At 58.1% G+C, this 13,818-nt stretch carries 15 protein-coding genes and 1 tRNA gene; 8 read left to right on the forward strand and 8 right to left on the reverse strand.

Annotation, left to right across the window (positions count from 1 at the left end; all coding sequences use genetic code 11):
• The first annotated feature begins 45 nt into the window (after positions 1-45).
• From AC25BC_RS01335 to AC25BC_RS01350, 4 genes are all read left to right on the forward strand, one after another.
• On the forward strand, positions 46-1,650 hold the full coding sequence (locus tag AC25BC_RS01335; protein ID WP_128439607.1) for a phage portal protein: 1,605 nt from the start codon (positions 46-48) through the stop codon (positions 1,648-1,650).
• An 8-nt stretch (positions 1,651-1,658) separates the two neighbouring features.
• Positions 1,659-2,819: a S49 family peptidase gene (locus AC25BC_RS01340; RefSeq protein ID WP_164903026.1), complete on the forward strand. Its 1,161-nt coding sequence runs from the start codon at positions 1,659-1,661 to the stop codon at positions 2,817-2,819.
• Between the two features lie 15 nt (positions 2,820-2,834).
• On the forward strand, positions 2,835-4,490 hold the full coding sequence (locus tag AC25BC_RS01345; RefSeq protein WP_245459863.1) for a hypothetical protein: 1,656 nt from the start codon (positions 2,835-2,837) through the stop codon (positions 4,488-4,490).
• Between the two features lie 442 nt (positions 4,491-4,932).
• Positions 4,933-5,475 carry an MltR family transcriptional regulator gene (locus tag AC25BC_RS01350; protein ID WP_164903025.1) on the forward strand — a complete coding sequence of 181 codons (543 nt, stop codon included), beginning with the start codon at positions 4,933-4,935 and terminating at the stop codon, positions 5,473-5,475.
• A 317-nt stretch (positions 5,476-5,792) separates the two neighbouring features.
• Here the strand turns inward: AC25BC_RS01350 and AC25BC_RS01355 are convergent, their stop codons facing one another.
• The 8 genes from AC25BC_RS01355 to AC25BC_RS01390 all read right to left on the reverse strand — a co-directional run bounded on the left by AC25BC_RS01355 (position 5,793) and on the right by AC25BC_RS01390 (position 10,114).
• Complete coding sequence (locus AC25BC_RS01355; RefSeq protein WP_128439604.1) at positions 5,793-6,272, reverse strand: hypothetical protein; 480 nt, start codon at positions 6,270-6,272, stop codon at positions 5,793-5,795.
• 114 nt (positions 6,273-6,386) lie between these two features.
• The gene (locus tag AC25BC_RS01360) at positions 6,387-6,554 is read right to left on the reverse strand and encodes a hypothetical protein (RefSeq protein ID WP_164903024.1); all 168 of its coding nucleotides are present in this window, start codon (positions 6,552-6,554) and stop codon (positions 6,387-6,389) included.
• Between the two features lie 370 nt (positions 6,555-6,924).
• Positions 6,925-7,461 carry an ImmA/IrrE family metallo-endopeptidase gene (locus AC25BC_RS01365; protein WP_128439603.1) on the reverse strand — a complete coding sequence of 179 codons (537 nt, stop codon included), beginning with the start codon at positions 7,459-7,461 and terminating at the stop codon, positions 6,925-6,927.
• Positions 7,454-7,816, reverse strand: a complete 363-nt coding sequence (locus tag AC25BC_RS01370) for a helix-turn-helix domain-containing protein (RefSeq protein ID WP_128439602.1) — start codon at positions 7,814-7,816, stop codon at positions 7,454-7,456. The genes AC25BC_RS01365 and AC25BC_RS01370 overlap by 8 nt, the downstream gene beginning before the upstream one ends.
• A 251-nt stretch (positions 7,817-8,067) precedes the next feature.
• A complete protein-coding gene (locus AC25BC_RS01375; protein WP_128439625.1) occupies positions 8,068-8,358 on the reverse strand; it encodes a CopG family transcriptional regulator in 291 nt (96 codons plus the stop codon).
• 18 nt (positions 8,359-8,376) lie between these two features.
• Positions 8,377-8,853: a hypothetical protein gene (locus AC25BC_RS01380; protein WP_128439601.1), complete on the reverse strand. Its 477-nt coding sequence runs from the start codon at positions 8,851-8,853 to the stop codon at positions 8,377-8,379.
• Between the two features lie 677 nt (positions 8,854-9,530).
• The gene (locus tag AC25BC_RS01385; protein ID WP_245459862.1) at positions 9,531-9,782 is read right to left on the reverse strand and encodes a hypothetical protein; all 252 of its coding nucleotides are present in this window, start codon (positions 9,780-9,782) and stop codon (positions 9,531-9,533) included.
• Positions 9,783-10,039: 257 nt separating this feature from the next.
• Positions 10,040-10,114: transfer RNA gene (locus tag AC25BC_RS01390), tRNA-Thr, on the reverse strand.
• A 153-nt stretch (positions 10,115-10,267) separates the two neighbouring features.
• Here AC25BC_RS01390 and AC25BC_RS01395 point away from each other — a divergent pair.
• From AC25BC_RS01395 to hisD, 4 genes are all read left to right on the forward strand, one after another.
• Positions 10,268-10,462, forward strand: a complete 195-nt coding sequence (locus AC25BC_RS01395) for a hypothetical protein (protein ID WP_012755987.1) — start codon at positions 10,268-10,270, stop codon at positions 10,460-10,462.
• 107 nt (positions 10,463-10,569) lie between these two features.
• On the forward strand, positions 10,570-11,862 hold the full coding sequence (murA, locus tag AC25BC_RS01400) for a UDP-N-acetylglucosamine 1-carboxyvinyltransferase (RefSeq protein ID WP_012755988.1): 1,293 nt from the start codon (positions 10,570-10,572) through the stop codon (positions 11,860-11,862).
• A gap of 108 nt (positions 11,863-11,970) precedes the next feature.
• Complete coding sequence (locus AC25BC_RS01405) at positions 11,971-12,402, forward strand: DUF2948 family protein (RefSeq protein WP_012755989.1); 432 nt, start codon at positions 11,971-11,973, stop codon at positions 12,400-12,402.
• A 116-nt stretch (positions 12,403-12,518) separates the two neighbouring features.
• Complete coding sequence (gene hisD / locus AC25BC_RS01410) at positions 12,519-13,817, forward strand: histidinol dehydrogenase (RefSeq protein WP_012755990.1); 1,299 nt, start codon at positions 12,519-12,521, stop codon at positions 13,815-13,817.
• Position 13,818 lies beyond the last annotated feature (1 nt).

The following is a 13,818-nucleotide window of genomic DNA, read 5'->3' on the forward strand; positions in this document are numbered from 1 at the left end:
GCCCTCGGCGTGTCATAATGGCGGCTCACCAGCAGCCGAGTCCCAATGACGTTCCACGACACCGAAACCATCGAACTTCTTGGCCTGAAGGCCAGCGCTATCGTAGGCGAAGCCTACGAAGGCGCGTCCCGCTTTAGCAAAGAGCTCGCCAGCTACAGCCCGATGATCCGCTCGGCCGACGCCGATCTGCTGCCCGCGAAGTCGATGGCCGATGCGCGCACGCGCGATACCGTCCGGAACGACGCCTATGTCCAGGGCGGCGCGACTCTCCGCAAGGACAACATCGTCGGCAGCTACTACATGCCGAACGTCAAGCCGGTGAGCACGGTGTTGTTCGGCAAGGAGGACGACAAGTGGGAAAGCGACTGGCAGGAAGAGGTTGAGGAGAAATTCGGCTTGTGGGCTGAGTCGCTCGACAATTGGCCGGATGCCGCGCGCCAGAACACGTTGACCGGTCTAGTTCGCATGGCCATCGATACACATACAGTCTATGACGAAGTGCTCGCATCCGTCGAATGGTTGCGCGATCAGCCGCGCATGTTCTCGACGGCGATCCAGATGATCGACACTGATCGTCTATCCACGCCTCCCGAATATGCCGGCGACTCGATGGTGCGCGGTGGCATTCGCCGCAACCAGTACGGTGCGCCGCAGACCTACTATGTCCGCATGGCCCATCCGAGCGACTGGATGACACCAGACTCCTACAAGTGGAAGCCGATCGACATTCGCAAGCCGTGGAACCGGCTGCAGATGATCCACATCTTCGAGCAGCTTCGTCCGGACCAGAGCCGCGGCATCTCGCTGATGGTGGCCGCACTCTCCGAAATGAAGATGACGAAGAACTTCCGCCAGATGGTTCTTCAGCAGGCTGTCATGTACGCCAGCTACGCGGCGACAATCGAGTCCGAACTGCCGACGGAAGCAATCTTCGCGCAGCTCGGCGGCGAGTCGATGACGCCCGAGAGCATTCAGGCAGCGTTGTCCGGTTATATGAGCGGTCATTACGCGACCCTCGAAGAGTTTATGGCCGGTGCGAAGAACTTGCACGTCAACGGCCTGAAGATCCCACACCTGCCGCCCGGCACGAAATTCAAGATGCAGGCGCCAGCTGCGACGGGTGGTGCGCTCGGCAGCGACTTCGAGCAATCCCTTCTTCGTCATATCGCAGCAGCGCTCGGCGTCTCTTACGAGCAGCTTTCGCGCGACTATTCGAAGACCAACTACTCCTCGGCCCGCGCAGCGATGACAGAAACCTATAAGGCCATGCTGTCGATCAAGCGAATGGTTGCCGATCGCTTCGCCTCGAGCATCTATTCGGCCTGGCTGGAAGAGGCGATCAACAGGGGTGAGATCACCTCCGTTCGTCGCAATATGCCGAGCTTCTACGAGAAGCAGTTCAAGGACGCCTATACCACTTGCGATTGGGTTGGTGCCAGTCGCGGCCAGGTCGACGAGCTCAAGGAAACGCAGGCCGCGATCCTGCGCATCAACAACGGTCTTTCCGATCTCGAAACTGAGAACGCCCGCCTCGGCTCCGACTGGCGCAAGCGCATGCGGCAGATGAAGCGCGAGATGGAATGGAAGGATTTCTACAAGATCCTTCAGAACCCCACAGACTCCACGAACCAGGAAAAGAAGGCCGCCTGAAGATGGAAATGAACGCGCTCCTTTCCACCTTCCATGACGCGCCGGCAATGCTGCATCCTGGCATGCAGAATCGGTTCGAAGCGTTTCTACGCTCCGCACAAGTCTCGCTCACCCGTATCGAGGCGCCAACCAGCAACGTTGTCATGCAAGATGACTTTTGGCCGGCGCCCGATAGCTGGCTGGCCGCCTATCGTCCTTACATCGTCAAGAACGGGATCCTGATGATCCCCGTTAAAGGCGTGCTTCTGTTCGGCGTCGGTTACGCGATCGGCGACTACGCGACCGGCTATGTCTACCTTACGAAGGCGCTCGAGCGCGGCCTGGCCGATCCTCAGGTTAAAGGGATTGCCTTCATCATCGACTCGCCTGGCGGGCATGTTGCCGGCAACTTCGACCTGGCTGACAAGATTTTCAAGGCTCGTGGTCAAAAGCCCGTCCATGCTTTTGCGGCTGAGAACGCCTATTCGGCTGCCTACTCCATCGCTTCGGCATGCAAGACCGTGACTGTTGCCAGGACGGGAGGAGTCGGCTCCATCGGCGTCGTGACCGTCCATTTGGACGCGAGCAAAGCGATGGATGGCGCAGGGCTGAAGGCGACCTTCATCCATTACGGCAAGCACAAGGTAGACGGCAACGCCTACGAGGCTCTGCCGAAAGACGTCAAAGACAGAATCCAGGCTCGTATCGACAATTTAGGCGAGCTCTTCGTGTCCACCGTGGCGCGGAACAGAGCGATGGACCCTCAGGCGGTCCGGGACACCGAAGCCCTCACCTTTGGCGCTGGTGAGGCGGTATCGATCGGGTTGGCTGACAAGGTCGGCGTGCTCGACGGCGCCGTTGCAGATTTTGCATCGTATCTATCCAGTCCAAAGGAAGACTCCATGACCACGAAAAATTCCATGGCGCTGCAATCGCCCGTGCCGATTGTGCGAGCGCAACCACTCTCGAGGGCCGAGCAAGCACTCCGAGATGCAGGGTACCCGCCGCGCTCCTCGTACGGCACGGTTGCTGACAAGTCTGCGGTTAAGCCGGGCATGCACCCTTCACTGGTGACAGATGGAAATGGTCTCGCAGGCCTGTCCCACTCGAACGGCCGGACAATGGCGAAGATCGAGCAGGCGCTAGAAGACGCCGGCTTCAAGCCGAAGAGCGCGACGAGTTCGAACTGATTGAGGACTGTAATCATGACGCCAATAGGTATCAGCAGGATTGGGGTAGGCATCAATGAGGCCGGCCGCCGCAATGAAAGCCGGCGCGGCGGTGGGAATCGCCCGGAATGGATTGCGGATCCCAACCGCTATATGCCGGCTGCTACGCGTACGCACTGGCCGGCCGGCTTCACCATGACCTATGCCTCCGGCCTGAACTACCAATGCTCGAAGCTGTTCTTTGGCTCTCCTGATTACCCTACCAATGATTTCCTGATCCCCTTTGTCGGCTTCGGCTTGACCGAGGGCGGCAGCGCTCCGCAGGAAACGATCAACCCGAATGCTGATATGTTGATCGACGAGGCGTTCTTCGTTCATCCGAGTGGCACCGAATATCCAATCCTCTTCGGCGGTAGCGCTGCGGCAACCGCAACGGCTGCTACGGGGATAGTTTACGGGCAGGTGACCCTGCCGACTGATCTTCCTGCTTGGTCGATCTTCGGCATCCGCACGGTCTATCACGGCACCGTGGGCAACACTTACATTGGTGCCTATCGATGCCAGCGCCATCGCGGGGAGAAGCTTTGGGCTGCCGGTGACATTGCCTCGGTGCGTGCACTCGCTGCCGCCAATGGGCAAAGCACTGCGGCGATGGATCCTGACAATTGGTATAACCTCGTCGGCACTGCGACCAACTCACAGCAGCTCGCTTATGGTCCGGCTCTAGTACTGGCAAAAGGGTGGGATGGTCGGCCGGTCCCTCTCGTGCTTGCGGATTCCCTCGTGGAGCGGCAAGAAATTGCCGCGTCGGCGGATGACAGAGGGAACATGGGGATTTGGCGGCGGTGGCTGGACCAGAGGGATTCGATTTGGGGGAGTTACATTCCGCTTGTCATGGGCGTGCCAGGCTCGAAATCCGTTCAGGAACTTGCCGCCTCGGCTACCAAACGGTGGGATCTCATAGACACCATCAAGACGACCTATAATAGCGGCAAGAACATCTGGACTTTCGTTCTCGATCAGTCGGGCCGAAACGACAACAGCGCCACTGCAAGCACTTGGTCTAACGCCAAGTTCGGTCTGGTCGATCGCGCGAAAAGTCGTTACGGGGCGGGTATCCACGTCGTCGGCATCACCCTCATGCCGACATTCACGTCTAGCGATGCGGGCAGGACCGTGGCAGGTTTTGCCGTCGCCGCATTGTGGAACCCAGTGACGGGCACTCTGAAGACCGTCAACGACAGCATTAAGGCATCCAGCCGTTATGCTGGGGTCATCGACATGGTGCCGGCTTTCATGTCCGACAGCGACCCGATCAAGGGTCCGGCCGCCGAACTGTTCCCACTGGGGAATGTCATCGGCCATCCGGGCAACCAGGACGGCGTGACCACGTGGGACACGATAAAGCTGCCCTCGTCGGTGCTGATCGGGTCGCGCGTCATGTTTGAGTATCAACCGGGGCAGTGGACCAGCCGCTTGCTTATGAGCCGGACCGATAACGGCGATGGAACCGCGGATTACAAGGTCACGGGTGATGGAATCTTCGCAACCATCGTCCAAGACAATGCCACCCTTCTGGCGCATGGCATGAACCTTGATGTTAGCTCCTATGTTCATCCGACGCTGCACGGGATTCTCAGGACGGTGAGCCGTATCCCGCAGGCTGAGAAGGCGAAGTTTCATCCCAACTAAAGGTGGGAATCAAGAACCTCGCTTTTGCCAGTTCCATCCAAAAAGAAATTGGTTGGCGATGAAAGCGCCGCCTCGTCAATGGAGCCTGCACGCCGGGTTGTCGTGTACAAGGCCAGCAATTTCGGGCGGCATGGTGTATTTGTAGTCCTTCCCGTTGAGATGAAAAGTGACAACCTTTACCAATTGGCCTGCATTTGCGGAGAGCCTCTTCGTTACGTCCAGTTGGGCGAGTTTCCGTTATTTGCTGCCCGGAAGGCCTACCGGTGGCGGTGAGGGGTGAGGGCAAGATGCCTTCTCTGGCATCCTTCATTGCGGATGTGAAACTTGCGATGGGAGAGAAGGTGCAGGAAAGGAAACGCTTTTGCAGCATGGTCAAAGCAATAGGAGATTGCTACGTCCAAATGACTTGATGCAAGTTCTCGATGATTCCAGCGGAGTGAAGATGCCGAAGAAGAACGAAGTGCAGGACTTTCCCTTCCAGAAACTCGCCCAACTTCTGGGTCTCTTGCAACAGCAGGATGAGCGAGGACTAATACTGTCTGTGGCTTCGTTTGCTGAGGAAAGCTTGCGTAGGCTGATCCTGGCTTACATGCGTGACGTGAAATCAGCAGGAAAGCTCATAGACGAGTTTGGTGCGCCACTCGGGACGTTCTCATCCCGCATCGCGACGGCTTACGCTCTGGGGCTCATTAGTGACAGGCAGTTTTCAGATCTTGAGCACTTGCGGCAAATTCGGAATGGATTCGCGCATGATTGGGCAGGCGTGTCTTTTGAAACTCCCACCATCAAGGGACACATCGCCGACCTAAGCGAAGCGGAAGGCTACGTTGATGTTAATGCCGAGCCTAGATTCGATAAGGTGCGCCGTACGATGTCTTTATTGATCGCTCAGCTGGAGTTGCTTGCGGAACGTATCAAAAAGCTCGATTTGCGCCTCAAGCCAATAGGGGCTCATGCTGAGGCGTTGGCTCGGCAGAACAGATAAAGAACATAGGCGCCCATGAACAGGCGCAAAGGTGAACTCATTCCCTCGGCCATCGATCGCGGACGACCCTTCCAAGTCGCACTGCCGCAGGGGATGTCCTCCGGCAAGCTCTATGCCGAGAAGATGGAATTCTGCGAGAAAAACAAGCTCATGCGATGCATGCGCGGGCATTCGGTCTTCCATGATGACCGCCATTACCACGTCCATTGCTTTGCCACCAAAGCGGGCGCGGGCTTTCCTCGACAGGTTACGGTGGGGAGTGGTTTGACCCGAAGGAGCGAGGGAAGGCGCTCAATTGGAATCGCTGGAGTAAAGGATCAAGCGGCAGGACGACGGGAGAACCCTGAAAAGGCCCATACGAAGGCCGAACCGATAGCGAGGCATAGCATAGGGATGCCGAAGGCGAACGCCGAGATATTCCCCAAATACTCCCATGGCCGAGGCTCTGGCTCATGCTTAAACGGCAGGCTCATCTTCGTATAGAGCTTGTCGGACAATGCATCGTCTGACAGGTCCTTATATTCCGGATAGAGCGCCCGGAACTTCGGCATTTCATACCAGCAGGTGTCGAACGGATTTTGCTCGGTTGGGAATTTCTCCCTTGAGAAATCCTTTTCTGTCCCGCGAGCGTTCGCACAAAGCGTCGGCACTAGGATCGGGTCCCCTGCTGTTGCTGCCTTAAACTCGGCTTTCTCGAACTCAGCGCGGATGCCTGGCCAAGTGATAAAATATGCCGCAGCCATGTAAATAATGGAAAGCACCAGCCAAAGCCGGAAAAGCCCGCGTTTGATGTTCATATGAGTCCCCACCACCGGCTGCATTATGCACGGCGGCGGGATCTCGTCCAGATTGACGGGAAGCGGGTTTACCCGGCAGAATCTAGGGATGAAGTCCTTCTCCGCCATCCTTGGCTAGATCGCAGCCCCTCCCGTAATAGCAGCATGCCCTGCGAAAGTTGCTAGCGCTCCAAAAAGAAACCAACCCCAGCCCTCTCGCTGCTTCAAGCAGAGAACGCCGGCGGTTATAGCCAGCGTAACGCTGACGAGGTTTGACGCAATAATCTGATAAAAAGTGGTCATGACTTCTCCTTGAGTTCGACTCACAAAAATGGATAGGTGGTCGCCCACCTATCCGAGAGCCTTTAGGCCATGACCAAGATGGGCCAGGCTTTGAGACCAAAGCTGCGCGCCCACAAAACCTTGCCGGTCTTAGGGCACGTGCGCCACGGGCGGAAGATATACTTCAGACCCGGTGGAGGCGGAGGAAGGACGGATTTCGCCATCGCATGCTCCTTAAGGGGCGCTGTTCACCTTGACACAAGCTTGAGTCACTATTATTTGGAATTGCGACATCCCGTAGCGAAGCTTGTGGGCTCCCGTTCGGCCAGCCCCTTTGCAAGCCCGAGACGGAAATTTAGAAAAGGAGATTTGGTGCTGCCAGGTCTCCTTTTTATTTTGCTCTCAGGTTCGAGAGATACTTGAAACGAAGGTTGGCGGCCTCGTCTGAGACACCGTGATTAATCGCAATGTTAAAGCGGTTCATCGACGGCGTGATCAAGCTCCTCGGCATAAGAAACTCCGCGGCAAACTGGTTTGCTTGCGGCTCGCTCTTGCAAAAAGGTTTCACGCCGTCTCCGGTGACGCTGCGAGCCAGAGGAATTCCCGTGTGTAGAAAAAAATGACCAAGCTCGTGGGCGATAGTGAAGCGAGCCCGCCCGTCGCCACCGACGGCTTTCTCGTACACATCCTCCCGAATGATAATGAATTCGCCGTTCGGGTCTGCCAGGCCCTCGGCTCCGCCCATCTCAGTATGGTCACCCACCTCAAAACGGACCATATTCAACTGATGGTCCATAATTTTCTCAAGCACGTCCACAATTGGAACGTACGGCACGTTACTCAATCCAATCGCGTTCCGGATGGTTTCCGCCACCGAATGGATGTTGTCCCATGATCTCGCAGGTACGACAAAGTCTTGGCTATTCATTCGGCTTAGCTCCTCTGGCTAATATTTGCCGGATTTCCTCCAAATCCGCGCTCGACAGACTGTTCATTCTCCTGGCCATAAGGCCGGCAGTATCTCTTCCAAGCATATTGCTAGGATGCAGGACAAACGCATTCCTCGATCGATCGGCAGCCATTCTGACGCGATGTGCAGCTTCGCCGACAAGCCCGTAGAGTCGTATCACGATATCTTCGATGCCCGGCGGCGGCGTCTTCTTTCCAGTCTCGACTGCCGAGATGAACGCTGGCGACTTGTCGAGCTTCTTAGCCATCTCAATCATCTTTTCATTTCTATCTATCCTGAGTTTTCGAAGTTCCTTTCCGATCTCGGTTAACATTGCTTTCTCCTTTTAGGCGCGTGGCACGCTCGCCAACGAAGTTAAGATAAGGTTAATGGCAACGAAAATCAACCTGGGGCCGGCGTTTTTTTAACCGACAAGGTTAAATTATGTTCGCAGGTGATACCGGCGCGGGGGCTTAGAGAAGCGCTTTTGATTTCTCTGGGTGGTCAAGCTTTCAAAACTGCGTACGCCGGTGCCGGGCAATACCCACGATCTATGAGATCGATGGGGCCCCGCGGCGCATACGCTCAAGCCGTCCCATCAACATCGCCGTCCTCGTCAAGGGCGTGTACCGGCAGATAGGTGTTCTTCTCCATCCACTCCCGGATGATAAACCTGATTATGTCGTTACGCGTCATGCCAAGCTCGCCGGACAGGTCGCGCAAGGCGTCCTCAACGTCATGCTCCATCGAGACGGCGCCAGCGTTGCGTAGCCGCAGCGCGGCCCGACGAAGCATAATCTGAAGATCCGCTCGAGAGATATCAGCGATCCGGTCGGCGGCGTCTTCCAGCAATATGGCAGTGTCGGGCGAGGTCATCAGCGAATGCACTTTCGTTCACTCCCTTTTATCGGGGTGTTCGATCGCGTCTTTTATTGCAGGATACCGCTCGATGACTTTCTTTAGGATATCCTCGCCAGGCTTCACAGCGAACTCTTCGTCTCCCAACTTGACTATCGTTGAGCGTTGATCCTTCAGCTTTTGATAATCAACGACGATCCCAACGACGTTGCGCAAGAAAATTGCTAGAGCAGTAGCCGAACCGAAAACGTAAGTTACGATTTCGACGACGTCGCGAATTTCGACCGGCTGATATTTGGGGCCTGTGTCGCGGGTCGAAATGCTTTCGATTTTAGAGCGGCGGTCGGTGGTCACACTGCCACCAATTTGAATCGCCGCGTTATTGAGTTGCCTGAGCAGATCATCGTTTCGAGCACTCTTCTCACCGGTGAGCGCGTTGGACTTACGCCTGCCGCCGCCCGTCTCGCTGAAGGATGTGTTGATCTTGTCTTCCAGAATGAGCAAGTATGACATACGGACGCACTCCGCTGTTCTGTAGGCGGCTCAATCATATCCCGTAATACACTTGCTGCAACCCCCGCATCCACCGATCAAGCCCAGGTCGACAGCCACCACCTTCGAGACCGCCATCGCTCTCTGGTATCGCGGGCGGCAGTGCACGACCGCCTATCCGCGCGTCCTAAGCGAATGCGCTCGCTGCGTCTTCAACCTCTTTGCCCGCTCGCCAACGGTGACCATGTCCCTTTCCTGCGCGCGATATGTGGCGAGTTCGGCCTCAAGGCGCTTATAGATCGGCAGACACTTTTGACCTTCTTCGCAAAGCCGAACCATGATCTCAGCGAGTCTATCAAGCGCCCATTCAATGCGTTTTGCTGAGATGGGCTCGTCCAACCGGTCCTTAAAGGTCATGGTGTGGGGCAGTTTGAGACTAACGAGCTTCAGACGTAGAAAAAACTCGCTTCGAAAGCCGGTCATTCGCCCATTCGTCGAGGTCGGAAATATTGTACAGGGGAATGCGACCGCTGTACTGCATGGCTGGACCGCCGCCAACTGTCGCCCATTTTGCAAGCGTTGAGATCGCGACATCAATGCCATGAGCTGAAGCGAGGTATGCGGGGACATCACTTCGACGAAGGCGCGGGCGAGACAGTGGGGTAGCTGGGGAATTTTGAGTGGTCATCTCTATAATGTTAGCGAGCCTCTGACGTAGACAGCACTCTCTTAGAAAGTCGGGAATTTGCCCACTCATCCAAGTCGGCGACGTTGTAGAGCGGTATCCGACCGTTGTATTGCATGGCAGGGCCGCCACCAATTGTTGCCAAATTGGCGAGTGTTGAAACCGCGATGTCGATTCCATAAGATGACGCGAGGTACGCCGGAACGTCCTTGCGACGAAGACGCGGGCGAGGCGAGGTGGTGACCGCAGCGTTTTGAATCAGCATATCCATTTCCTGATGCCTCATCTCTGGGAAAAAGAAGCCTCCACGGCCCCATCCACGAATTATCGTTCGGCAGGACATCAAATGGCGATTCTTCGCGTTACCATTTTGAGCCGTCTAGAACGACAAGGGAACACACTGCACGGATTTTGCACGGATTTTCCGAGCAATTCGCGTTCTGTTCTGCGTTTTCGTGCTGAATTGTGCAGCGGGTGAGGGCGACTGCCCTTCCGTATCCTGATGATTTTGCTGATGAAAACTGGTGCTGCCGAGTGGGATTGAACCACCGACCTCACCCTTACCAAGGGTGTGCTCTACCACTGAGCTACGGCAGCAGGACCAGTACCCGTGCGAGCCGTGTGGCTCAATCGCGAGGACGGGGGGCTATTGCCACAGCTTGGCGGCAAGCGCAAGCCGCAAATTCCAACTTCGCGTCGATTGGGATGAAGGGACTTTTGGATTGGCGCGAATTCAGCTAATCCTGTCGCATGAACGAAAAGACCGAAACCGGCCAGCAGAGCCGCAAACAGGCGATCGAGGCACAGGCGAAACTGCGCCGCGAGCGCGCCGCCGACAAGCTCAGGGAAAATCTGGGGCGACGCAAACAGCAGGTCCGCGCCCGCCGTTCGGGCCAGGCCGACGAAACAAATGGGCTGCCCGCCGCAAAAATGGACGAATCGTAATGTTCCGTCCGACACGAATTGAAGCGTGTCGAGAAATCCCCTAAACACCTCACTCCTTATTCCAAGGCAGAACTTTCAGGAAAGGCGGGCTCGGCCCGTAAGCGCACATGGATCGTATCAGAATCGTCGGCGGTAATGAGCTGAATGGCATCATTCCGATTTCCGGCGCCAAGAATGCCGCACTGCCGCTGATGATCGCCTCGCTTCTGACCAGCGATACGCTGACGCTCGAAAACGTGCCGCATCTGGCCGATGTCGAGCTGCTGATGCGCATCCTCGGCAATCACGGCGTCGACGTCGCCGTTAACGGCCGCCGCGAGCGCCAGGAAGACGCCTATTCGCGCACGATCCATTTCACCTGCCGCACCATCGTCGATACGACCGCATCTTATGAACTGGTCTCGAAGATGCGCGCCTCCTTCTGGGTCATCGGCCCGTTGCTGGCGCGCGAAGGCCATTGCCGCGTTTCGCTGCCGGGCGGCTGTGCCATCGGCACGCGCCCCGTCGATCTCTTCATCGAAGGCCTGACGGCGCTCGGCGCCACGATGGAAATCGATGCCGGTTATATCAACGCCAAGGCGCCTGCCGGCGGCCTGATCGGCGCACGCTACACCTTCCCGAAGGTCTCCGTCGGCGCCACCCATGTGATGATGATGGCGGCAACGCTTGCCCGCGGCACGACTGTCATCGGCAATGCCGCCCGCGAGCCTGAGGTCGTCGACCTCGCCAACTGCCTGAACGCCATGGGCGCCAGGATATCGGGCGCGGGTACGGCGACGATCACCATCGAAGGCGTCACCTCGCTCTCCGGCGCCCGCCATCGCGTCCTGCCGGATCGCATCGAGACCGGCACCTACGCCATGGCGGTCGCCATGGCCGGTGGCGACGTCGTGCTCGAAAATACCGATGTGGCGCTGCTCGAAACCGCGGTGGAAACGTTGCGCCGCGCCGGCGCGGAAATCTCGTCGACCAACAATGGCATGCGCATCAAGCGCAATGGCGCCGGCATCAGGCCGGTCGATATCGTCACCGATCCTTTCCCGGGTTTCCCGACCGACCTGCAGGCGCAGTTCATGGCGCTGATGACCCGTTCTTCCGGCGTCTCGCATGTCACCGAGACCATCTTCGAAAACCGTTTCATGCATGTGCAGGAGCTTGCCCGCCTCGGCGCCAGGATCTCGCTGTCCGGCCAGACGGCGAAGATCGAGGGTGTCCAACGCCTGCGCGGTGCGCCTGTTATGGCAACCGATCTGCGCGCCTCCGTCTCGCTGGTCATCGCCGGCCTTGCCGCCGAGGGCGAAACCACGGTCTCCCGCGTCTATCACCTCGACCGCGGTTTCGAGCGGCTCGAGGAGAAGCTGACCCGTTGCGGCGCCATCGTCGAGCGCATCAGCGAGTAAGCACCGTTCATCCCGGTTGCGTAATTGGTCGCCGCGCCTTATTTCCCTTGTCTGACGCATCGCCATTCCGGCGGTGCCCGGTCTAGGCCGGTAATGGGATGAGGCTGAATGACCGACCTGAAACTTGTTGCGCTCGATAACGAGGATCTTGCGATCATGTCCGCGCATATGCAGGACAGTGTCTTCAAGGTCGGCGACATCGATTGGTCGCCGCGCGACGCGCAGTTCGCGCTTGCCGCCAATCGTTTCGTCTGGGAAGGTGCCGAGCGCAAGCGCAAGGGTTTCGAGCGCCGCCGTGCTGCCCTGGTTTTCAAGCGCGTGCTTGCCGTCCGTTCGCTCGGCATTGATCGCGGCAAACGCGACGAGGTGCTGTCGCTGCTGGCGCTGCGCTTCGAGCAAAAGGGCGAGGGGCCGGAGGGCACGATCGAGCTGTCCCTGTCCGGCACCGCCTCGATTGCGCTCGATGTCGAATGCATCGAGGTCCAGCTGGCCGATATCGGCGGCGCCTGGGAGGCTTCCTCCAAGCCTCGTCACCGCTAATGCATGTCGCCCGGAAGTGTGCAGCGGTTCCGGGATAACGACATGCATAAAACAATGAGTGTTTGACGCCCTAAAGTTTGAACATCGCAGTTTCAAGTTGAGAAGGAATATCGGCCTTGGCAATCTGGCTGGATCAGGCATCGGAAGGTTTCGAGCAGCATTTTGCCGCCTTTCTGACGACGAAGCGTGAAGTCTCCGAGGATGTGAACGTGGTCGTTCGCACCATCATCGATGACGTGCGCGCCCGTGGCGATGTGGCGCTTGCCGAATATTCGCTGAAATTCGACAGCATCGACTACGCTACCGTCCCGATGCGTGTCACAGCTGAAGAGATCGACGCCGCCGTCGAGGCGGTGCCTTCGGAAGTGCTGGGGGCGCTGAAGCTCGCGGCGCTGCGCATCGAATCCCATCATCGCCGGCAACTGCCGAAGGACGATATCTATGAGGACGACATGGGCGTCAGTCTCGGCTCGCGCTGGACGGCGATCGAAGCGGTCGGGCTCTATGTTCCGGGCGGCACCGCGAGTTATCCGAGCTCGGTGCTGATGAATGCGGTGCCGGCCAAGGTCGCCGGCGTCGATCGCATCGTCATCGCTGTTCCTGCCACAGGCGGCGCCGTCAATCCGGCGGTGCTTGCCGCCGCCAAGCTTGTCGGCGTCACCGAGATTTACCGTGTCGGCGGCGCCCAGGCGATCGCGGCTCTTGCTTATGGCACCGAGACGATCGCCCCGGTCGCCAAGATCACCGGCCCCGGCAATGCCTATGTCGCTGCTGCCAAGCGTCATGTCTTCGGCACCGTCGGCATCGATATGATCGCCGGTCCCTCCGAAGTGCTTGTCATTGCAGACAAGGACAACAATCCGGATTGGATTGCAGCCGATCTCTTGGCCCAGGCCGAGCACGACGTCAGTTCCCAGGCGATCCTGATCACCGACGATGCCGCATTCGGCAAGGCGGTGGAGCAGGCGGTCGAACGCCAGCTGAAGACGCTGAACCGGGCCGAGACGGCGGCAGCAAGCTGGCGCGATTTCGGCGCGGTCATCCTGGTTGCCGATCTGAAACAGGCCATTCCCTTGGCAAACCGTATCGCTGCCGAGCATCTGGAGCTCGCCGTCGCCGATCCGGACCGGCTGCTCGACGGCATCCGCAATGCCGGCGCGATCTTCATCGGCGCCCATACGCCCGAGGTGATCGGCGATTATGTCGGCGGTTCGAACCACGTGCTGCCGACGGCGCGTTCGGCACGTTTCTCCTCCGGCCTTTCGGTGCTCGATTTCGTCAAGCGCACCTCGATCCTGCGCCTCGGCCCGCAGCAGCTCCGCACCCTCGGCCCGGCGGCGATCGCCCTTGCCGTTTCCGAAGGCCTCGATGCCCATGCGCGATCGGTCGCGATCCGCCTCAACCTCGAAAGGTGAG

The sequence above is a fragment of the Rhizobium sp. WSM409 genome, from assembly GCF_057653825.1.